General features: G+C 69.1%; 18 protein-coding genes. 10 read left to right on the top strand and 8 right to left on the bottom strand.

Going from position 1 to position 20,034, the window contains the following annotated elements:
- Nucleotides 1–55: 55 nt before the first annotated feature.
- The 7 genes from gyrB to dnaA form a co-directional block, all read right to left on the bottom strand.
- The gene (gene gyrB, locus IEZ08_RS17510; RefSeq protein ID WP_084779441.1) at nt 56–1,999 is read right to left on the bottom strand and encodes a DNA topoisomerase (ATP-hydrolyzing) subunit B; all 1,944 of its coding nucleotides are present in this window, start codon (nt 1,997–1,999) and stop codon (nt 56–58) included.
- A gap of 399 nt (nt 2,000–2,398) precedes the next feature.
- Nucleotides 2,399–3,022: a DciA family protein gene (locus IEZ08_RS17515; protein ID WP_084779440.1), complete on the bottom strand. Its 624-nt coding sequence runs from the start codon at nt 3,020–3,022 to the stop codon at nt 2,399–2,401.
- A 37-nt stretch (nt 3,023–3,059) separates the two neighbouring features.
- Complete coding sequence (locus tag IEZ08_RS17520) at nt 3,060–4,379, bottom strand: DNA replication/repair protein RecF (RefSeq protein WP_068920443.1); 1,320 nt, start codon at nt 4,377–4,379, stop codon at nt 3,060–3,062.
- Nucleotides 4,380–4,465: 86 nt separating this feature from the next.
- The gene (gnd, locus tag IEZ08_RS17525) at nt 4,466–5,410 is read right to left on the bottom strand and encodes a phosphogluconate dehydrogenase (NAD(+)-dependent, decarboxylating) (protein WP_068920442.1); all 945 of its coding nucleotides are present in this window, start codon (nt 5,408–5,410) and stop codon (nt 4,466–4,468) included.
- Between the two features lie 24 nt (nt 5,411–5,434).
- Nucleotides 5,435–6,175 carry a 3-keto-5-aminohexanoate cleavage protein gene (locus IEZ08_RS17530; RefSeq protein WP_068920441.1) on the bottom strand — a complete coding sequence of 247 codons (741 nt, stop codon included), beginning with the start codon at nt 6,173–6,175 and terminating at the stop codon, nt 5,435–5,437.
- A gap of 145 nt (nt 6,176–6,320) precedes the next feature.
- The gene (gene dnaN, locus IEZ08_RS17535; RefSeq protein ID WP_068920440.1) at nt 6,321–7,460 is read right to left on the bottom strand and encodes a DNA polymerase III subunit beta; all 1,140 of its coding nucleotides are present in this window, start codon (nt 7,458–7,460) and stop codon (nt 6,321–6,323) included.
- Between the two features lie 591 nt (nt 7,461–8,051).
- Nucleotides 8,052–9,842: a chromosomal replication initiator protein DnaA gene (dnaA, locus tag IEZ08_RS17540; RefSeq protein WP_189242500.1), complete on the bottom strand. Its 1,791-nt coding sequence runs from the start codon at nt 9,840–9,842 to the stop codon at nt 8,052–8,054.
- Nucleotides 9,843–10,431: 589 nt separating this feature from the next.
- Between dnaA and rpmH the strand changes: the two genes are divergently transcribed.
- The 8 genes from rpmH (at nt 10,432) to IEZ08_RS17580 (ending at nt 16,339) form a co-directional block, all read left to right on the top strand.
- Nucleotides 10,432–10,569, top strand: a complete 138-nt coding sequence (rpmH, locus tag IEZ08_RS17545) for a 50S ribosomal protein L34 (protein ID WP_010849920.1) — start codon at nt 10,432–10,434, stop codon at nt 10,567–10,569.
- A 66-nt stretch (nt 10,570–10,635) separates the two neighbouring features.
- A complete protein-coding gene (rnpA, locus tag IEZ08_RS17550; protein WP_268249340.1) occupies nt 10,636–11,070 on the top strand; it encodes a ribonuclease P protein component in 435 nt (144 codons plus the stop codon).
- Nucleotides 11,071–11,114: 44 nt separating this feature from the next.
- Entirely contained in the window at nt 11,115–11,345 is a 231-nt protein-coding gene (gene yidD / locus IEZ08_RS17555) for a membrane protein insertion efficiency factor YidD (protein ID WP_444544055.1), read from the top strand.
- A gap of 4 nt (nt 11,346–11,349) precedes the next feature.
- Entirely contained in the window at nt 11,350–12,303 is a 954-nt protein-coding gene (gene yidC / locus IEZ08_RS17560; RefSeq protein WP_068928267.1) for a membrane protein insertase YidC, read from the top strand.
- 35 nt (nt 12,304–12,338) lie between these two features.
- Nucleotides 12,339–12,839 (top strand): Jag family protein, encoded by a 501-nt coding sequence (locus IEZ08_RS17565; protein WP_373294357.1) that lies wholly within the window; start codon nt 12,339–12,341, stop codon nt 12,837–12,839.
- A 492-nt stretch (nt 12,840–13,331) separates the two neighbouring features.
- Nucleotides 13,332–14,045: a 16S rRNA (guanine(527)-N(7))-methyltransferase RsmG gene (gene rsmG / locus IEZ08_RS17570; protein ID WP_068928265.1), complete on the top strand. Its 714-nt coding sequence runs from the start codon at nt 13,332–13,334 to the stop codon at nt 14,043–14,045.
- Nucleotides 14,046–14,469: 424 nt separating this feature from the next.
- Entirely contained in the window at nt 14,470–15,237 is a 768-nt protein-coding gene (locus IEZ08_RS17575) for a ParA family protein (RefSeq protein ID WP_068929314.1), read from the top strand.
- A gap of 91 nt (nt 15,238–15,328) precedes the next feature.
- Nucleotides 15,329–16,339, top strand: a complete 1,011-nt coding sequence (locus IEZ08_RS17580; RefSeq protein WP_068928264.1) for a ParB/RepB/Spo0J family partition protein — start codon at nt 15,329–15,331, stop codon at nt 16,337–16,339.
- Nucleotides 16,340–17,004: 665 nt separating this feature from the next.
- Here IEZ08_RS17580 and IEZ08_RS17585 read toward each other — a convergent pair.
- Nucleotides 17,005–17,763 (bottom strand): phosphotransferase, encoded by a 759-nt coding sequence (locus IEZ08_RS17585; RefSeq protein WP_229803216.1) that lies wholly within the window; start codon nt 17,761–17,763, stop codon nt 17,005–17,007.
- A gap of 269 nt (nt 17,764–18,032) precedes the next feature.
- Here IEZ08_RS17585 and IEZ08_RS17590 point away from each other — a divergent pair, with 269 nt between their 5' ends.
- Together IEZ08_RS17590 and IEZ08_RS17595 are read left to right on the top strand one after the other, a co-directional pair.
- Nucleotides 18,033–19,052 carry a proline racemase family protein gene (locus IEZ08_RS17590; RefSeq protein WP_068928262.1) on the top strand — a complete coding sequence of 340 codons (1,020 nt, stop codon included), beginning with the start codon at nt 18,033–18,035 and terminating at the stop codon, nt 19,050–19,052.
- Entirely contained in the window at nt 19,049–20,005 is a 957-nt protein-coding gene (locus IEZ08_RS17595; protein WP_068928261.1) for an ornithine cyclodeaminase family protein, read from the top strand. Before IEZ08_RS17590 ends, IEZ08_RS17595 begins: the two co-directional genes overlap by 4 nt.
- Nucleotides 20,006–20,034 lie beyond the last annotated feature (29 nt).

Consider the following 20,034-nt stretch of genomic DNA (forward strand, 5'->3'; position numbering starts at 1 on the left):
GTGGATCCTTTTCAGAGTCGGACAGGAGAGGCTGTACGGCTGCCGCCACACATCGCTACACATCGAGGAAGCGCACGTCCCTGGCGTTCCTGATGATGAAGGAGCGGCGGGCCTCGACGTCCTCACCCATGAGAACGCTGAACAGGTCGTCGGCCTGGGCGGCGTCGTCGAGGGTGACCAGGCGCAGGAGCCGTGTCTCGGGGTTCATCGTGGTCTCCCAGAGCTGGGAGGCGTTCATCTCGCCCAGACCCTTGAACCGCTGGATGCCGTCGTGCAGGCGCGGATCGCGCTTGCCGCGGGCCATGCCCTCCTCGATGATCGCGTCGCGCTCGGCGTCGGAGTAGGCGTAGGAGGCGTCCTCTCCCCGGCGGTCCCACTTGATCTTGTAGAGCGGGGGCTGGGACAGGTAGACGTGCCCCGCCTCGATCAGCGGCCGCATGAAGCGGAACAGCAGCGTCAGCAGCAGCGTGTTGATGTGCTGCCCGTCGACGTCGGCGTCGGCCATCAGGATCAGCTTGTGGTAGCGGAGCTTGGAGATGTCGAACTCGTCGTGGACGCCGGTGCCCATGGCGGTGATCAGCGCCTGGACCTCGGCGTTCTTCAGCACCTTGTCGATCCGGGCCTTCTCCACGTTCAGGATCTTGCCGCGGATGGGGAGGATCGCCTGGTACTTGGAGTCGCGGCCGCCCTTGGCCGAGCCACCGGCCGAGTCACCCTCGACGATGAACAGCTCGCACTTCTCCGGGTCGCTCCACTGGCAGTCGGCCAGCTTGCCGGGCAGTCCGGAGCCGGACTCCAGCAGCGACTTGCGCCGGGTCAGGTCCCGGGCCTGGCGGGCCGCGAGGCGGGCGCGGGCGGCCTGCAGGGACTTGTTGATGACGTCCTTGGCCTCGCCGGGGTTGCGCTCGAACCAGTCGCGCAGGTGGTCGTTGCAGGCCTTCTGGACGAACGACTTGGCCTCGGTGTTGCCCAGCTTGGTCTTGGTCTGGCCCTCGAACTGCGGGTCGGCCAGCTTCACCGAGATGATCGCGGTGAGTCCCTCGCGCACGTCCTCACCGGAGAGGTTGTCGTCCTTGCCCTCCTTGAGGAACTTCTGCTCGCGCGCGTAGCGGTTGACGATCGACGTCAGCGCCGAGCGGAAGCCCTCCTCGTGGGTGCCGCCCTCGGCCGTGTTGATCGTGTTGGCGAAGGTGTAGACGGACTCGCTGTAGGAGTTGTTCCACTGCATCGCGATCTCGACCGAGATCCCGTCGCCGTGCTCCTCGAAGTCGATGACCGACGCGTGCGCCGGCTCCTTCTTGGAGTTCAGGTGCTTGACGAAGTCGGACAGACCGCCCTCGTAGTGGTACTCCACCTTCACGGACTCGCCGTTGATGTGGTCGGGCCGCTCGTCGCACAGCGTGATCGTCAGGCCCTTGTTGAGGAAGGCCATCTCCTGGAAGCGGCGCGAGAGCGTCTCGAAGTTCCACGCCGTGGTCTCGAAGATCTCCGGATCGGCCCAGAAGGTGATCGATGTGCCGGTCTCGTCGGTCTCCTCGCCCTTGGCCAGCGGCGCGGTCGGCTTGGAGGCCTCGTAGCGCTGCCGCCAGTAGTGGCCGTTCTGCTTGACCTCCACATCCATGGCGGTGGACAGGGCGTTGACGACGGCCGAGCCGACGCCGTGCAGACCACCGGAGACGGCGTACGACTTGCTGTCGAACTTGCCGCCCGCGTGCAGCGTGGTCAGGACGACCTCGACCGCCGAACGCTTCTCGACCGGGTGGATGCCCGTCGGGATGCCGCGGCCGTTGTCGACGACCCGCACGCCGTTGTCGGCGAGCAGTGTGACGTCGATGCGGTCGGCGTGCCCGGCGAGGGCCTCGTCCACCGCGTTGTCGACGATCTCGTAGACGAGGTGATGGAGGCCGCGCTCCCCGGTCGAGCCGATGTACATGCCAGGGCGCTTACGGACCGCCTCGAGTCCTTCGAGAACGGTGATTGAGCTAGCGTCGTAGGACAAGTGTGAAATCCTCCTGCCGAGGACACGCGGCGGGAGAATGCTCAGCCCCGCCGTCCGTCACCGTCGTGAATGCCCCGATGCGTTCACCCAGGGGAATCGGCTCGCTTGCCGGGGGGTGACACGCAAACGGACGTGTCCGGAATCCGAGTCCATTCTAGCGGCTCGGCGGGGATGATGCGGCATTGAAGGCCCCTGAAAGCCTCTCTCGCGCGTCGATCATCGTTTCCAGCATCCCCCTACGGGGAGGGGGGTAATCGCGTCAGAGAGGCCGCTGGTCCGCTCCGGCGCGAGCGGGCGGCGATGGGTGACGCCCCGGGAGACGGACCGTAATCAGGCGATGACAGCAGCCGATGACAGGTCGTCAACCACCTTTGCGACGGACCGCAAACCGGGTGTGAATCAGCCGTAGGTGTCGCCCGGGCCCCGGCTCCCGGTCACCCGCAGTCCTCCGCTGGGCCGGGGTCCGTTCTGCGGGCCCTGCACGTTCACCCGCCGCACCATCCCGTCTCCCAGCTCCTCGTTCAGGCGCCTGATCAGGGTCCGGGCCAGCAGCCGTACCTGGGTGGCCCAGGCGGTGGAGTCGGCGGACACCACGACCTCCCCGTCGGCGAAGCTCTCCGGCCGGGTGTGGGCGGCCATCTCGACGCCGACGATCTCGTGCCAGCGGCCGAAGACCCCGCCCACCGCCACCGGCTTCTCCCAGCCCCGGTCGGCGAGCAGGTCGGCGATGGCGCGGCCGAGCAGCTGGGGGTCCCCCGAGGCCCTGAGCGGTCCCGCGGTCTTCCGCCGGGGTTCGCGGCGGGGGAGCTGGCCGCGTCTGGCCGCGTCCGCCTTGGCCTGGGCGAGTTTCTCCCTCGCCAGGGCGGCTCCCTTGGCCGCCGTACCACCTGTCGTACTACCGGTCGCGCTACCTGTCGTGCTACCGGTGGCGCTGCCCGCTGCGCCGCTCGCTCCGCTGCCCGCGGAGTCGTCCACAGCCTTGTCGACGGCGCTGCTCACGGCCCCGGGCTCGGGGCCCCGCACGCCGGGCTTCCTGTCTGGTCCCGGTACGGGGGACCGCTCATCGGACACGGTTCACGCTCCCTTCCGCCACGTCGAACCATGCCCCGGCGAGCTCCTGCGGAACATCGCCGGGGACCGCGGCGGTGATCAGCACCTGCTCGGCGGAGGAGACGAACTCGGCGAGGCGACGGCGGCGCTGGGTGTCCAGCTCCGCGAAGACGTCGTCGAGGATCAGCACCGGGTCGCCGCCGTCGGCCCTGAGCAGTTCGTAGGCGGCCAGGCGGAGAGCCAGGGCGAACGACCACGACTCGCCGTGGCTGGCGTAGCCCCGCGCGGGCAGTTCGCCCAGTCCGAGGAAGAGATCGTCACGGTGCGGGCCGACGAGGGTGACGCCGCGCTCCAGCTCGGCGTTCCTGACCTCCAGCAGGGCCGCCCGCAGAGCCGGCTCGATCACGCCCCGGTCGATCACGCTCCGGCCCGCCACGGCCTGCGCCGTCGCCGGTCCGCCGCCCGGGGAGATCTCAGCGGGGGAGATCTCGGCCGAGGGGATCTCGGCGGAGGGGATCTCAACCGGGGGAGCCTCGGCCGGGGGAACAGCGGCTGGGGAAAGACCGTCCCCGCCTGTGGACAACGTGCCGCGGTATTCGAGGCCCGCCGGGGCCGAGCCGGGCGCCAGGGCGGCGTAGGCCGCGGCGACCAGCGGGCGCAGCGCCTCGACCAGCTCCAGCCGGGCCGCCAGCAGCTCGGCGCCGTGCCGGGCCAGGTGGGCGTCCCACACCTCCAGCGTGCTCAGCACGTCTCCGGCCCCGGCCGCCGCGAACCCCGCGTCGTTCTCCGCCCGCCGGCCGCTCCGGCTTCCCCGCCGGGCCTGGGCGGCCGTGCGCAGCAGGGCGCCACGCTGCTTGAGCACCCGGTCGTAGTCGGCGCGGACCCCGGCGAACCTGGGGGCCCTGGCCACCAGCAGGTCGTCCAGGAAGCGGCGCCGCTCGGCCGGGTCGCCCTTGACCAGGGCGAGGTCCTCGGGGGCGAACAGCACGGTGCGCAGCAGCCCGATGACGTCACGCGGGCGGGACATCGGCGAGCGGTTCAGCCTGGCGCGGTTGGCCCTGCCGGGGTTGATCTCCAGCTCGACCAGGGCGCGCCGGTCGTCGCGCACGACCACCGAGCGCACGACGGCCCGCGACGCGCCGTGCCGTACCAGCGGGGCATCGGTGGCGACCCGGTGGCTCGACTGCGTCGCCACGTAGCCCAGCGCCTCGACCAGGTTGGTCTTGCCCTGCCCGTTCGGCCCCACGAAGGCCGTGACGCCCGGCTCCAGGCCGAGATCGACGGTGTCGTAGGACCGGAAGTCGGTGAGTGAGAGATGGGCTACATGCACCCCGTTACGTTATTACCTTCCCGCCCGTACGGCCCGCGCCTGTGGACAACGCGGGCCCGAGCCGTACGGGGAGCCGGTGTACGGGACTACTTGTCGGCCTCGACCGGCGGGACGACGTCCGCACCGGGGGCGTCGGCGCCCTTCTCCACCTCTCCGGCCTTGGCGGTGACGGCGTGCCCGCCGAACTGGTTGCGCAGGGCGGCCACCACCTTCATCGCCGGGGAGTCGTCCTGGCGGGAGGCGAACCGGGCGTACAGGGCGGCGGTGATGACAGGCAGCGGGACCGCGTGGTCCACCGCCGCCTGCACGGTCCACCGGCCCTCGCCCGAGTCCTGCGCGTAGCCGCGCAGCTCCGACAGGTCGGGGTCCTCCTCCAGCGCGCGGACCATCAGGTCCAGCAGCCAGGAGCGGATCACCGTGCCGTGCCGCCAGCTCTTGAACGCCCCGGCCACGTCGGTCACGACGTCGGCGGCCTCAAGGAGCTCCCAGCCCTCGGCGAAGGCCTGCATCATGCCGTACTCGATGCCGTTGTGGACCATCTTGGCGAAGTGGCCCGCGCCGATCTGGCCCGCGTGGACGAAGCCGTCCTCCCCCTGGGGCTTGAGGGTCTGGAAGATCGGCATGAGGCGCTGGATGTCGGAGTCGGCCCCGCCGACCATCAGCGCGTAGCCGTTCTCCAGTCCCCAGACGCCGCCGCTCACCCCGCAGTCGACGAAGCCGATGCCCCGGGTGGCGAGCTCCGTGCCGTGCTTCTGGTCGTCCACATAGTGGGAGTTGCCGCCGTCGATCACGATGTCCCCGGCGGAGAGCAGCTGTCCGAGCTCCTCGACGGTCGCCTGGGTCGGCGCCCCCGCGGGGACCATGACCCACACCGCGCGCGGCGCCTCGAGCCGCTCCACCAGCTCCTTCAGGCTCGCGACGTCGCTGACCGCCGGGTCACGGTCGTAGCCCACGACGTCGTGGCCGCCGCGGCGCAGGCGCTCGGCCATGTTGCCGCCCATCTTCCCCAGCCCGACCATGCCGATCTGCATTCGAGCACCCCCTTCAGGGTTCCATCATCCACCCGGTGCCAGCCGGGCCCGCGCGAGCCGTACCAGCTCGGCGTTCCCCGCTACGGGACCGCCCACAGGGTTGTGGAGGACGTCCTCCAGCCCGATGCGCGTGGCCAGCCCCAGCCGTCCGGCCTCATCCACAAGTACCCATGTCGGGGCGTGCTCACCATGGAGCAGCCGCGGACCGGGAACAGCCAGCTCGTCGAGCCGGTCGAGTACGGCGTGCGCGCGGGCCACGGCGGTCTCCTCCGTACCGCCGATGATCTCCACGAGCACGCGGACGCACTCCAGGCCGGTCGCGGCCAGCGCCTCGGCGTCCTCCACGGACCAGACTCCGGCCTCGACATCCACGCCGAGCCGCCGAAGATCTTCCCACATGTCCGGAAAACCCGGCTCCGAGAGGTTGACCGAGGCGAAGTCCGGCCGTCGTTCCGGGGGCAGGGCGGCCCAGCCGCGTACTTGCCGGCGCCGCTCCTGCGCATCCCCGCCGGTTATCCACAGGCCTGTGCTCACTCCGACGGGAAGCCCCGGCGCGGCCCGCCGTACCGCGCCGACGGCGGCTCCGATGTGGACCGCGCTGAGAGACTCTCTGCCCGCCTCGTCCCGCGGATGGATGTGCACGGCGCCCGCACCGGCCTCACGCGCCTCACGGGCCGCCTCAGCGAGCTCCAGCGGCGTCAGGGGGAGGGCGGGGTGGTCACCCGGCCGCCTGCTCCCGTTGAGACAGGCCTTGATCAAGGTCATGTTCCCTCCCGTCGCCTGTGGAAACCGGAGGGAACATGATCTCAGGGGATGACGCTCCCGTCCCCGGCGACTCCTCGTCCCCGGCGATTCCCCCGTCCCCGGGGACACGCGCCTCGGCTCGCGTGCGCTTCAGCTCGCGTGCGCTTCAGCTCGACAGCCGGATCGGCATGATCAGGTAGCGGTAGTCGGGGGCGCCGCCGTCCTCCACGGGCTTTCCACCGGTGAGGATGGCGGGTTTGGTGGAGGTGGTCATCTGCAGACGGGCCACGTCGGAGTCGATCGCGGCCAGGCCGTCCAGCAGGAACTGGTGGTTGAAGGCGATGTTGATGTCGTCGCCCTCGAAGTCCACCGGCAGGACTTCCACGGCCTGCGCCTCCTCGCCGCTGCCGGCCTCCAGGACGACCTCGCCGCCGCGGAAAGCCAGCCGGACCGGGGTGTTGCGCTCGGCGACCAGGGCCACGCGCTTGACCGCCTCGACGAAGCTCCCGACGGGCAGGTCCGCTCGGGCGGAGAACTCGGTGGGCAGCAGCGAGCGGTACTTGGGGAACTCGGGGTCGAGCAGCCGGGTGGTGGTGCGCCGCCCGGCGCTGGAGAAGCCGATCATGCCCTCCCCGGTGCCGCCGACGGAGCTCAGCGCGATCTCGACCTCGGCCCCGGTGGCGCCCATGGCCTTCGCCGCGTCGGCGAGGGTCTTGCCGGGGATCATGGCGATCGCCGAGATGTCCGGCTGCTCCGGCTGCCACTTCAGCTCCCGTACGGCCAGGCGGTAGCGGTCGGTGGCGGCGAGGGTCACGGTGTCGCCCTCGATCTCCATGCGCACGCCGGTGAGCATGGGGAGGGTGTCGTCCTTGCCGGCGGCGACGGCGACCTGGCCGACCGCCGAGGCGAACACGTCGCTGCCGACCCTCCCGGCGGCCGGGGGCATCGCCGGCAGGGAGGGGTAGTCCTCCACAGGCATGATGGGGAGGGTGAACCGGGCGCTGCCGCAGGTGACGATGGCGCGGGCCCCCTCCACCACGAAATCCACAGGCTGTGCGGGGAGCGCCCGGGTGATCTCGGCGAGGAGCCTGCCCGAGACGAGCGTCATGCCCGCCTCACCCGTCTGCGGTTCGAGGGTCACCTCGGCGGAGACCTCGTAGTCGAAACCGGAGAGCTTGAGCTGCCCGCTCTCGGTGACCTCCAGTCGCATGCCGGCCAGCACCGGCACGGAGGGACGCGCCGGCAGGCTGCGTGCCGTCCATGCGACCGCCTCTGCGAGTACGTCTCGGTCGACCCGGAACATCACGTGGATCTGCCTCCTGTGTATCGAGCGCTGTCCGCTCTGTGCCTTCGGTGCCTTGGGTTCAAGTGTTCACTGTCCCGCGCATGCGCTCCCCCGGAACCCTTCTATGGGTTTTGAGTTTTCCCTTGAGAGATAAGTGGGGTCATCACAGTAGGGGGTGTGGAAACTGTGGAAGACCAGTGTTTCCGCAGTTCAGTAGCTGTTTTTTCATCCACCGGGGTTGTGGGCGGAGGATGTGGGTAACCCGCGCGCCTGGGGATGACGGAACTGTACCCACAGGCCGTCCCCAGATCTTGGGTCTGCCGTCCCCAGCTTCCCCGTGGTTATCCACGATGTTTCCACAGCTTATCCACGGGGTAGGAGTCCGTTTTGTGCCTGGGGAAAACACTGCGCACAGGGCGTCCACACGTTGTCCACGAGTTACCAACAGGTTGTCCCCAGGTTCTCCCCAGACTCGTCCACATCTGCTGAAGACCCTTCATGTTCCCCGAACCCCTTTTTGATCATGGTCGGGACCCCGAACGACTCCTTATCACGGCCCAGTGATTGATCCACAAGGTTTTCCACAGGCTGTGCATCGTCTGAGGAGAACGCTCATCCACCGCGTGACTGCTGCTTGATCCTGGTCGTCAGCTCGTTGACCTGGTTGTAGATCGAGCGCCGCTCCGCCATCAGGGAACGGATCTTCCGGTCGGCGTGCATGACCGTGGTGTGGTCACGGCCGCCGAACTGCTGGCCGATCTTGGGGAGCGACATGTCGGTGAGCTCCCGGCACAGGTACATCGCGATCTGCCGCGCGGTGACCAGCACCCGGGAGCGGGAGGTGCCGCACAGGTCCTCGATCGACAGGCCGAAGTAGGTCGCCGTGGAGGCCATGATGCTCGCGATGGTGATCTCCGAGTCGGCGTCCTCGGTGATCAGATCCTTCAGCACGACCTCGGTGAGCTGCAGGTCCACCGACTGCCGGTTCAAGCTGGCGAACGCCGTCACCCGGATCAGCGCGCCCTCCAGCTCGCGGATGTTGGTGGAGATGCGGCTGGCGATGTACTCCAGCACCTCTGGCGGGGCGGCCAGACCCTCCTGGATCGCCTTCTTGCGCAGGATCGCGATGCGGGTCTCCAGCTCGGGCGGCTGGACGTCGGTGATCAGGCCCCACTCGAACCGGTTGCGCAGCCGGTCCTCCAGGGTGATCAGCTGCTTGGGCGCCCGGTCGCTGGAGATGACGATCTGCTTGTTGGCGTTGTGCAGGGTGTTGAAGGTGTGGAAGAACTCCTCCTGCGTCTGCTCCTTGCCCTCAAGGAACTGGATGTCGTCCACCAGCAGGATGTCCACAGCCCGGTAGCGGCCCCGGAAGTTGTCGGCCTTGTGGTCACGGATGGAGTTGATGAAGTCGTTGGTGAACTCCTCCGAGCTGACGTATCTCACCCGCGCGCCGTCGTAGAGGCTCTGCGCGTAGTGGCCGATCGCGTGCAGCAGGTGCGTCTTGCCCAGACCCGAGTCGCCGTAGATGAACAGCGGGTTGTACGCCTTGGCCGGCGCCTCGGCCACCGCGACTGCGGCGGCGTGCGCGAAACGGTTGCTGGAGCCGATGACGAATGTCTCGAAGGTGTACTTCGGGTTCAGCCGTCCCGGTTCCTTCGCCGTACGGCCGCCGCCGCCCGGACGGGAGTCCCACCTGTTCTGCGGGGGCGCGGGGGCAGGGCTCGGCGCAGGACGGTCGAAGCTCTCACTCTCCGGACGCGGCGGAGCGGGCTGCGGAGTGTAGCCGCTGCGGCCGTACCCGGAGCTCTGCTCGGCCGGAGACTGCCCCGCGGGGGGCTCCGCCGGGAGGTACGGCTGTGCGGGCTCCTCGGCCTGAGGATAGGAGGGGTAGGGGAACTGCTGAGCCTGTGGCTGACGCTGTGGATATTCGGTGGACGGAGCGGAACCGCCCCCCGCGGGCGGATAGCCGCCCCGAGCACCGGAACCCCCTGTCGGCTGGGGAATCACCGGCTGTGTATAACCTTGCCGCGCTCCGTCACCCTGTGGATAGTTTCCCTGGGAGGGCTGTGGAATCTGGGGATATCCCGGCGGGGGAGCCTGGGGACGCGCCTCGGGACCCGCCGGGCCGTTCTCGTCGGCCTTCGAGACGGAGGGGTCCACCACCACAACGAACCGGACCTGCATGCCCAGTTCCTGGGAGAGCGCGTGGGTGAGCAGCGGGCGGAGCCTGCCCTCCAGGACATCCCTGGCGAAATCGGTGGGAGCGGCGAGCACCACGGTGTCGTGCATGAGGCCGAAGGGCTTGGTCTGAGCCAGCCAGGCACGGTGCACGGGCGAGACGTCCTCGTTGAGCGAGTGCCTCAGCACCTGAGCCCAGACCGCGCCGAGATCCATTTCATTCATGGCTCGGCTTCCTCCTCCCGGCGCGGCCCCCGTACAAGCTCACCGCGCTGCTTGCGCACTTATCCACACCGATGGCCGCCGAGCGCATCGGATCCTTCCGTCATCCACATGTCGGCACCGCGTGGGTCTCTGCTGGCGCCGGCCTCGAAATCCACATCGGATCCACAGGGGATCCACAGGCTGTACACAGTCCCGCACTGACAGCCAGGCCCTTGTTCTGACAGCAGAGAGATGGTTCGGGAGCGCCGACAGTAGTCCGTGTCCACAGCGGTGTTCAAGACGTTGTCCACAGCCTAGTGGCAGTGCGGGGGAGGCTGGGCGCACATCCTGTGGACAAAGTTACGTCGGTGGAAAACCGCCCTGTGGAACAGTGGATAACCCCGGCGGCCGCGATCCCCGGTGGAACAGCGGACAACCCTGGCGGTCGCGATCCCCGGGACCCCCGGTTTGACCTGGGACGCATCCTCCCCGTAACGTACGACGGTCGGCTTGCCACGCGGCGGCTATTTCGCATGCCCCGCATTCGGCAGGCCAGCCAATGTCGAGCGTCCCCATGTGCTGGGGATGAGCCTCAAGCCTGGAGCCACTCGTGAGCAAGCGTACTTTCCAGCCGAACAACCGCCGTCGTGCGAAGACCCACGGCTTCCGGCTGCGCATGCGCACCCGCGCCGGCCGCGCCATCCTGGCCGCCCGCCGTCGCAAGGGTCGCGCCGAGCTTTCCGCCTGACGCGTCATCCACCGTGCCCGGCCCCGTGCCGGGCGGGCAGCGGCGTCCCTTCGCCCGTCGGCCGTGATGCCGGCGGGCGAAAGCCGTACCTGCCCAGGGTCGGAAGGTCCTCTCGTGTTGCCGTCCGGGTCCCGCATGCGCCGGGGCGAGGAGTTCGCCGACGCGGTCAGGAAAGGCGGCCGAGCCGGCCGCCCCACCCTGGTCGCGCACCTTCGTGTGCCCCCGGAACCGGGGGAGACGGACGACCCGCCCCTGGTGGGATTCGTTGTGAGCCGCGCCGTGGGCGGCGCGGTCGTCCGCAACCGGGTCAAACGCCGGTTGAGACACCTGATGCGGGAGCGCCTTGATCGGCTTCCGCGGGGTAGCCTGCTGGTTGTACGCGCCAACCCACCGGCCGCGTCCGCGCGAAGCGAGCGCCTTGCCGCCGAACTCGACGTCGCGCTGGATCGTTTACTCAGGCGGCGAGAGTCTCCCGAGACTCGCATGGACGGACGACGATGACGGCGCAGCAGATCGCCGGGAGCTCCCCGGCAGCCAGGGCCCTGATGGCTCCGATCCGGTTCTACCGGGCATTCGTGAGCCCCCTGCTGGGCCCCCGTTGCCGTTTCCACCCCTCGTGCAGCGCCTACGGCCTTGAGGCGATCGCCGTTCACGGTGCGCTGCGCGGTACGTGGCTGACGATCCGGCGAATCGGGCGTTGCCACCCATTCCATCCCGGAGGTTTAGACCCGGTGCCCCCACGCCCGGTTCGGTCCGACGAAACGCAAGGGAGCTAGCTCGGTGGAGCTGTCCTGGCTCAACTGGCTCTATGAAGCCGTCGCCCAAGTCATCACCTGGATCCATTCGGGATACAGCACCTTCATCCCGAGTGACAGCGGGCTCAACTGGGCGCTGACCATCATCACGCTCACCGTGCTGATGCGAATCCTGATCTTCCCGCTCTTCCTCAAGCAGATGCGCTCGTCGAAGAAGATGCAGGAGCTCGCGCCCAAGGTCCAGGAACTGCGCAAGCGTTACAAGAACGACAAGCAGCGCATGAACCAGGAGATCATGGCGCTGTACCAGGGGGCGGGGGCCAACCCGCTCGGCGGCTGCCTGCCGATCCTGGCGCAGTTCCCGATCTTCATCTCGATGTTCACCGTGCTTCAGGCGATGGCCAACAGCCCGGTTCCGAAGTTCGGCATGACCCAGGAGCTGATGGACAGCGCCCGGGCCGCGCACATCTTCGGCGCCCCGGTCCCGGCGACGTTCTTCACCAGTTCGGCCGACATCGTCAAGCTGGGCGCCGACCCGGTCCTCGCCAAGGTCGTGATCGCTATCTTCGTGGCGGTCAGCTCGCTGACCACCTTCCTCACCGTCCGGCAGAGCGTGACCCGCTCGATGGCGCAGATGCCGGACAACCCGATGGCGCAGCAGCAGAAGATCCTGATGTACATCTCGCCGCTGTTCGCGATCTTCTCCCTCAACTTCCCCCTCGGTCTCGTCCTCTACTGGGTCACGACCAACCTGTGGACGCTCGGCCAGCAGCACTGGTTCTACAGCCGCAACCCCACGCCGGTGATCGACGCCAAGGGCAACGTGGTCACCCCCGAGCCGAAGCCGGGCCTGCTGAGCAAGGTCAAGAAGACCGCCCCCGCGCCCGAGGCGCCGCCCGCGCCGCCGGAGCCCAAGATCGTCCGTCGGCAGCCCAACCGCCAGCCTCGCAGCAAGCGCCCGGGCGGAAAGAAATCCTGAATCCCCATCCCGACAGCACGAAGGAGTGGCTGGACGTGTCCGAGGCCCAGCAGGAGACCGCGACCAAGACGGCTCCCGATCTCAGTGCCCTGGAGCAGGAGGGTGAGATCGCGGCCGACTACCTCGAAGGTCTGCTCGACATCGCCGACATCGACGGCGACATCGACATGGACGTCGAGGGCGACCGTGCCGTCGTGTCGGTGGTCGACGTCAAGGGCGGCGACCTGGTGGGCGCCAACGGCGAGGTCCTGGAGGCGCTCCAGGAGCTCACCCGGCTCGCGGTCCACCGCCAGACGGGCGAGCGCTCTCGCCTCATGCTCGACATCGGCGGCTACCGCGAGCGCCGGCGGACCGAGCTGAAGGAACTCGGCGCCAAGGTGTCCGCGGACGTCAAGCGCTCCGGCGAGCCCAAGGCGCTGCGCCCGATGACCCCCTTCGAGCGCAAGATCGTGCACGACGCCGTCGCGGCCGCCGGCCTGCGCAGCGAGTCCGAGGGCGAGGAGCCCCACCGCTTCGTGGTCGTCCTCCCCGCCTAGGCTCTGCTTCCCGCGTCTCCTCCTGTGGCGAGGATCCGGTCCTCCGGTGGCGGGAATCCGGGGGAGCCCCAACCCTGGCCACACGGTACGAAAATCTCCGGCCGCCGTTCCTGAGCTCCCAGGAACGGCGGCTTTCTCGTGCCGGCCTCCGCGTCGGTTTCCATGCCGGGCTCGTGCGGGTTTCCACGCGGACTTCCATGCCGGACCCCTTTTCCCGGCCACCGACCGGCAACGGCTACACCCCGCACCGGCACGCCGTGCCCGTGGCGATGCCTCCCGTCGCCCCGCGCCGTCATCCTTTCTGTCCCCAAGCGGAGATCCGATCGCCAGTTCGGGTGCCGTACTTCAGGTACGCTCGCGCTGTTGGTGGGCGTTCTTCATGGGCTCTCGCTCCCGGCCGGACGGCTGGGAGCCGGGCACGTGTCCACCGGCGCTGTCGGTCACAGACCCTATGGGCCGGCCTGTGGATTCTGAGGAAAGAGTGATCGTTCAGTGACCGACCAGCAGTTGCCCGGCCCCCCCGAGGTTGCTCACGAGGTGTTCACCGGTGACGCCTGGTCCCGCGCGGAGGCGTTCGCGGAGTTGCTGGCCGGTCCAGGCGTGGTACGCGGTCTGCTCGGCCCGCGCGAGGTCCCGCGGATCTGGGATCGCCATCTGCTCAACTGCGCGGTGGTCGCCGAGGCCATCCCGTCCGACGCACGGCTGGTCGACATCGGGTCCGGTGCGGGCCTCCCCGGCCTGGTGCTCGCGATCGTCCGGCCGGACGTCACGGTCACGCTCCTGGAACCGCTCCTGCGCAGGACGGTCTTCCTGGAGGAGTGTGTGGAAGCGCTGAAACTCGAAAATGTCGAGGTGCTCCGCGGGCGGGCGGAGGAGTTCGCGGGCAAGCGCGAGTTCGACGTGGCCTCCGCCCGTGCGGTGGCTCCTCTCGACCGGCTGCTGACGTGGGCGCTGCCGCTCCTGCGTGAAGGCGGAGAGCTGCTGGCGATGAAGGGGGAGCGCGCGGCGGAGGAACTCACGGCGGCCGAAACGCAATTGCGTTCCAGTGGAGTGCGGACAGCCGAGCTTGTTTCGGTCGGGCACGGTAAGGTCGAGCCGCCTGCAACTCTCGTCAGGGTGGTCGCCGGTCGGGCCCCCATGAAAGCGTCGCAGGCCTCTCGCCGGAAGGACCGGGCCTCGCGCTCGAAGCGGGCACGCGGCCAGTAAGACAACCGAGTAAAGCGAGTAGAGGCCAGTGGATGACCGTGGAAGTGCGACCTTCGCCATGACGGGTGGTCTCGGCTGGCCCCGGAACCCCGTCTCCCGACAGCCCGGACGCCCTTCCGGTCTGGGCTGGCCGCAACCGGCTCCTTTCAGGAACCCGGCCGAGCCGGTGAGGCAGGTCCAGGCGGAGGCGCCGACCATCGCAGTCAGGCCGGTTGTCGGCGCCGGGACGCCCGGTGCGGCCGTACCGACCGGAAGGACGACGACCGTGACCCAGACCCCCCTTAACCCCGGCGACTCGCCGCTGGTACGAGAGGCACTCAGTTCAGTGGTTTCACGTGAAACATCGGTCCAGACGACCACGGTTCCCTCCGGAAGCTCCCCTGGCACTCGCGACGGCGAGTGGCCGCGTCCGCCCCGGACCCGCATCTTCACCGTCGCCAACCAGAAGGGTGGCGTGGGGAAGACCACCACATCGGTGAACCTGGCCGCGGCCCTGTCCATGCACGGCCAGCGCGTCCTGGTGGTGGACCTCGACCCGCAGGGCAACGCCTCCACGGCTCTGTCCATCGAGCACCGCGGTGACGTGCCGGACATGTACAAGGTGCTGGTCGAGGACATGCCTCTGGCCGAGGCGGTGAAGGAAGTGCCGGAGATGCCCGGCCTCTACTGCGCTCCCGCCACCATCGATCTCGCGGGAGCCGAGATCGAGCTGGTCTCCATGGTCGCCCGCGAGGCGCGGCTCCAGCGTGCCCTGACGGCCTACGACGCCATCGAGCTCGACTACATCCTCATCGACTGCCCGCCCTCGCTCGGCCTGCTGACGGTCAACGCCCTGATGGCCGCGAACGAGCTGCTGATCCCGATCCAGTGCGAGTACTACGCCCTGGAAGGACTCGGTCAGCTGCTGCGGAACGTGGACCTGGTGAAGGCCCACCTGAACCCCACGCTCGACCTGTCCACGATCCTCCTGACGATGTACGACGGCCGCACCCGCCTCGCCTCCCAGGTCGCCGAGGAAGTGCGGTCCCACTTCGGCGACCGGGTCCTGAACACGCTGATCCCCCGGAGCGTGCGCGTCTCCGAGGCACCGAGCTACGGCCAGTCGGTCATGACCTACGACCCGGGGTCCAGCGGCGCGATGGCCTACATGGACGCCGCCCGCGAGATCGCTTACCGCGGCGCGGCGGTGTGAACGGTGAGAACGCCGTGGCGGGCCTCGTCATGAACACCGCTGGGGTCATGCACACTACTGGGAGCGAAACCGTGACACCGGGGGAGGGGCAGTGAGCAAGCCGCCGAGGGGACTGGGGCGAGGTCTTGGAGCACTCATCCCGACGGCACCCCCAGCCACCGAGCCCGTAGTGTCGGGAGCGACCACGACGGCGGTCGCGCCGGAACCGGTGAGCCCGATCCGGAAGAGCCTCGGGAACATCTCGGAGGGGAGGACGGAGCCGGACCTCAAGCCGGTCGCCGGAGCCTACTTCGCCGAGATCCCGATCAAGGCCATTTCTCCGAACCCCCGCCAGCCGCGTGAGGTCTTCGACGAGGGGGCCCTGGAAGAGCTCGCCGCGTCCATCAAGGAGGTCGGTCTCCTTCAGCCGGTCGTGGTGCGTCCGGTGGGTAAGGACAGCTACGAACTGATCATGGGGGAGCGCCGTTGGCGGGCGTCCCAGCTCGCCGAGCTCGACGTGATCCCCGCGATCGTCCGGGAGACGGCGGAGGACAAGCTCCTCCTCGACGCTCTGATCGAGAACCTCCAGCGCGAGCAGCTCAACGCGATCGAAGAGGCAGCCGCCTACCGCCAGCTCCTGGACGACTTCGGTGCCACCCATGAGCAGCTCGCCACCCGGGTCGGTCGTTCCCGTGCGCATGTGACGAACACCCTGCGTCTCCTCAACCTCCCACCGAGAATCCAGAAGCGGGTCGCGGCCGGCGTACTCACCGCAGGACACGCACGGGCGCTGCTGACCATGGACGACCCGGCCGCGCAGGAACGCCTCGCCGATCGGATCGTGGCGGAACTGCTCTCGGTGCGGGCGGTCGAGGAGATCGTGGCCGTGGGCGACGTGTCCGCGGCTCCAGCTCCCTCTGAGCCTCGCGCTCCCCGGGCGAAGCCCGCCGAGGACCCATCGCTCCGTCAGCTGGCGGACCGGCTGTCCGACCACTTCGAGACGCGGGTGAAGGTGGACTTCGGGCGGCGCAAGGGACGGATCGTGGTGGAGTTCGCGACCATCGACGACCTTGAGCGGATCATCGCCACGATGTCTCCCGAGGCGCTGCGCTCGGAGGAGTAGGAGAACGATGAGGGCCGCGATGTTTCACGTGAAACATCGCGGGCGCGCCTGCGGTGCGATTGGCGCCGGTACGGCGCGGCTTGCGCCGATGGGGTGCGCACCCGGGTCAAGGAGCCGGCGCCGTTACGGTGAGACGCACGGCGGTGGCCCTCGGCGCCGCAACTACGGCGCGTAACCCGGGCTTTCGGGACGGGCGGAACTGTGGAGGCCGTGCTGCGGCGGGGTCTGTCGTGCTGAGGCCGTGTTTCCGTGAGGTCTGCCGTGCTGAGACCGTGCTGCGGTGGGGGCCGCTGTGGACGGACATGGTCGCGCTGTGCGGGCGGACAGTCCAGCCGGCCGTCGTGGTCCTGTCTGGTGGGTCCAGGCCTTCGGCCTGCGCGGGCGCGGATGGTCCTGGCACGGTCTTTACGCCGGCTGGACTGTCCGCCCGCGCCGCACTCCTCGCCCGCCGCCGTAGCGGGTGCGGGCCGTATGGATGCGGCCCTGTCCCGGACGACCAGTGTTCTGTGGGCGGCTGAAGCGTGAACGCGGCACCGGTTCAGGGTCGGGCGCCGTCGCCTTGCGGCCATGCTGTCCGGAAGGAGCTCAGGGCTGGGTGCCGTAGCTGCGCCCGGTCGTGGGGCGGTGGGCGGGCGAGCCGGAAGGGTATGCCGGAGGGCTTGGAGTCAGGGTGACTGCGGGTCGGGGTTCTGTTCCAGCCAGGCGACGATGTGCCGTACGTAGCTCTCGATGTTCGCCAGAGGGCGGCCGCCGAGCGCCGCGACGAAGTGGGTGACGCCGAATGTCCGGTCCCAGACCTGGGCACGCCGGTAGGTGTCGCCGTCGACGGCCTTGCGGATGGTGTCCCAGCCATGCCAGGCCATGAAGGCGGCATCGACTGCCGGGTCGAAGAGGTGTGCCCGGTCCCAGTCCAGAACACCGACCAGCTTGCCGTCCTCACTCCAGTGGACGTTGTCTCCGACGAGATCACCATGGATGAGGGAGTCGGGGACCGGTTCCAGAGCCAACGCCGCTTCCAGGCGTCGGCGGCCTTCGCCACGCCATCTGCCGGGAAGCCGGGGAAGGACCTCCTCGGCCAGGATCTCAGACCAGTGATGGCCGTCGGCGCATGTACGCGGGGTGCCCAGCACGGCTCTCAGCTCCGAAGTGACGGGGAGTTCCCGCAGTGCCCGGAGAAGTTCGCCGATCCTCTCCGGATCACCGACGCCTTCGGGCAATCCGGCGCCGTCGAGCCAGGAGACGGCAACGGCCGCGCGCTCTCCGAACATCGTCACCGGGGTCAACGGCTCGGGCACCGCGAACGGCAGCCCGGACGCCGCGATCACCCGCAGCAGCTCGGTTCGGCGAGGGAGTTCCGCCGTGCCCAGCGGACGCTGGCTGATTCGCACAGCCGCGACCCCGGGGATGAGAACGACGTCGTGCATCCCGCCTTTGCGTAAACGAGCCGTATCAAGTGGGACACCCGGCATGAGCGCATCGGCTATCTCCAGCAACTCAGCGGGCACCTGGTCACTCACGTCGCACTTCTTTCCGGGGTGGGTTCACCGGCTGGGAGGAGGAAGGGTCCGGTCGATGATCTCGGCTCAGCCTACGTGCTCTACTCCGGGCCCCATGCACGCCCGGGTGCTACGTTGATCGGGATGGCAGGACACCGCCGCGATTTCTCAGTGCCGCCGTTCCTGGACGGGGAAGTATGAGGATCCGAGAGATCTCGACCACGGATTATCACACCGCCGGTGAGCCGTTCCGGATCGTCGGTGACCCGCCGGTCGCCATCGAGGGCGCGACGGTGGCGGAGAAGCGTATGTTCGCGATCAGCGACCCGCACGTCAACGGTCTTCGCCGGTTGCTGTGCTTCGAGCCGCGTGGACACGCTGACATGTACGGCGGGTTCCTCACCGCACCTGACGACGAGGGCGCGCACTTCGGCGTCCTGTTCTGGCACAAGGACGGCTTCTCCACGGCGTGCGGCCACGGGACCATCGCCCTGGGCGTGTGGGCCCTGCACAGCGGGCTGGTGGAGCCTGACCCGTCGGGCACCACGGAGGTACGCGTCGATGTGCCGTCCGGACGGGTGACCGCGCGGGTGCGCACCAGCGGTGACCGGGTCACCGGGGTGGACTTCGTCAGCGTCCCCAGCTACCGCCTCCACCAGCGGGTCGAGATCTCGACCTCGCGCGGCGAGGTCGTCGTCGACGTCGGCTTCGGCGGGGCGACGTACGCGCATCTGGACGCCTCCAGCATCGGCCTCAGCGTCGTTCCGGAGAACTACACCGAACTGATCGCTGCCGGCCGGGAAATCAAATGGCTGCTCGACGACACCGCGTACGCCGCGCACCCGCTCGACGACCGGCTCAGCGGCGTCTACGGCACCATTCTGTTCGAGGACCTCGGCACCGACGAGGCGGGCAACGTCCACCAGCGCAATGTCACCGTCTTCGCCGACGGCGAGGTCGATCGCTCACCGTGTGGATCGGGGACCTGCTCGCGGGTGGCCGTTCTGGCCTCCGACGGTGTCCTGCGGCCGGGACGGCAGCTCGTCCACGACTCCATCGTGGGCACCCGATTCCACGCGCGGATCGCCGGTGAACTGACGGTGGCCGGCCGCCGGGCCGTCATCCCCGAGGTCACCGGCATGGCGTTCCGCACCGGTCGGCACACCTTCGAGATCGATCCTGAGGACTCCCTGGGAGAAGGGTTCGTGCTGCGGTGACTCCCGCGTCCCTGCCGTACGTCGGCCCCGAGCAGATCGCCGTGCTGCTGCCACCGCGTGATGCCGTCCAGGCCGTCCGAGCGGTGCTGCGCGACGGGTTCGACCCCGCCGATGATCCTGTTCGGAGCCAGGTCGACGTCCGTCACGGGCAGTTCCTCATCATGCCCAGCGCATTCGCCGGCAGCGCCGGAGTCAAGCTCGCCGCCGTCGCCCCGCGCAACAGCGAGATCGGCCTGCCCCGGATCCAGGGCCTGTACGTTCTCTTCGACGCCGTGACGCTCACGCCCAAGGCTCTGCTCGACGGCCCCGCGCTGACCGCGCTGCGGACTCCCGCCGTCTCGGTCGCGGCGGTCGAGCCCGCGCTGACGCGGACGACCGAGCCCGCCGCCGTCGTCATCTTCGGCGCAGGGCCTCAGGGCACAGGGCACGCCGAGATGCTGAGATCGGTTCTGGACGGGAGACGGGGGATCACCGGCGTGACCTATGTCGTACGGCGTCCGGAGGCACACGCCCGGCTCCGGCGCCCTGAGGTCACGGTAGTGGGCATCGGCAGTGACGAGGCCGCGGACGCGGTTCGCCGTGCGGACGTGGTGGTGTGCGCCACCAGCTCGCGTGTCCCCCTCTTCGACTCGACGCTCGTGCGTGACGACGCGGTTGTGATCGTCGTTGGCTCGCACGAGCCTGATGCCCGGGAGGTCGACGCGGCGCTGTTCCGGCGTTCGCAGGTCGTCGTCGAGGACGTGAAGACGGCACTGCGCGAGTGCGGCGATGTCGTGATGGCCGTCGCGGAGAACGCCGTCATCCCGCAACAGCTGATCGCGATGCGCTCAGCGGTCTGCGGCGATGTGGAGCTCGCCGCAGACCGGCCGATCCTGTTCAAGAGTTCGGGCATGTCCTGGGAGGATCTCGCCGTCGCCGAGGCGATCGTCTCCCGGCTGGAGAAGGCTCCCTGAGTTCTCGGCGGCGCGACTCATGAACCCAC

This window comes from Planobispora rosea (genome assembly GCF_014648175.1).
Lineage (GTDB): Bacteria > Actinomycetota > Actinomycetes > Streptosporangiales > Streptosporangiaceae > Planobispora > Planobispora rosea.

Coding starts and splice junctions, on each gene's coding strand:
- gnd (WP_068920442.1), bottom strand. CDS start 5,410: ATGCAGATCGGCATGGTCGGGCTGGGGAAGATGGGCGGCAACATGGCC.
- dnaA (WP_189242500.1), bottom strand. CDS start 9,842: ATGAATGAAATGGATCTCGGCGCGGTCTGGGCTCAGGTGCTGAGGCAC.
- yidD (WP_444544055.1), top strand. CDS start 11,115: ATGGCTCCGATCCGGTTCTACCGGGCATTCGTGAGCCCCCTGCTGGGC.
- IEZ08_RS17530 (WP_068920441.1), bottom strand. CDS start 6,175: ATGACCTTGATCAAGGCCTGTCTCAACGGGAGCAGGCGGCCGGGTGAC.
- IEZ08_RS17585 (WP_229803216.1), bottom strand. CDS start 17,763: ATGCACGACGTCGTTCTCATCCCCGGGGTCGCGGCTGTGCGAATCAGC.
- IEZ08_RS17590 (WP_068928262.1), top strand. CDS start 18,033: ATGAGGATCCGAGAGATCTCGACCACGGATTATCACACCGCCGGTGAG.
- rnpA (WP_268249340.1), top strand. CDS start 10,636: ATGCCGGCGGGCGAAAGCCGTACCTGCCCAGGGTCGGAAGGTCCTCTC.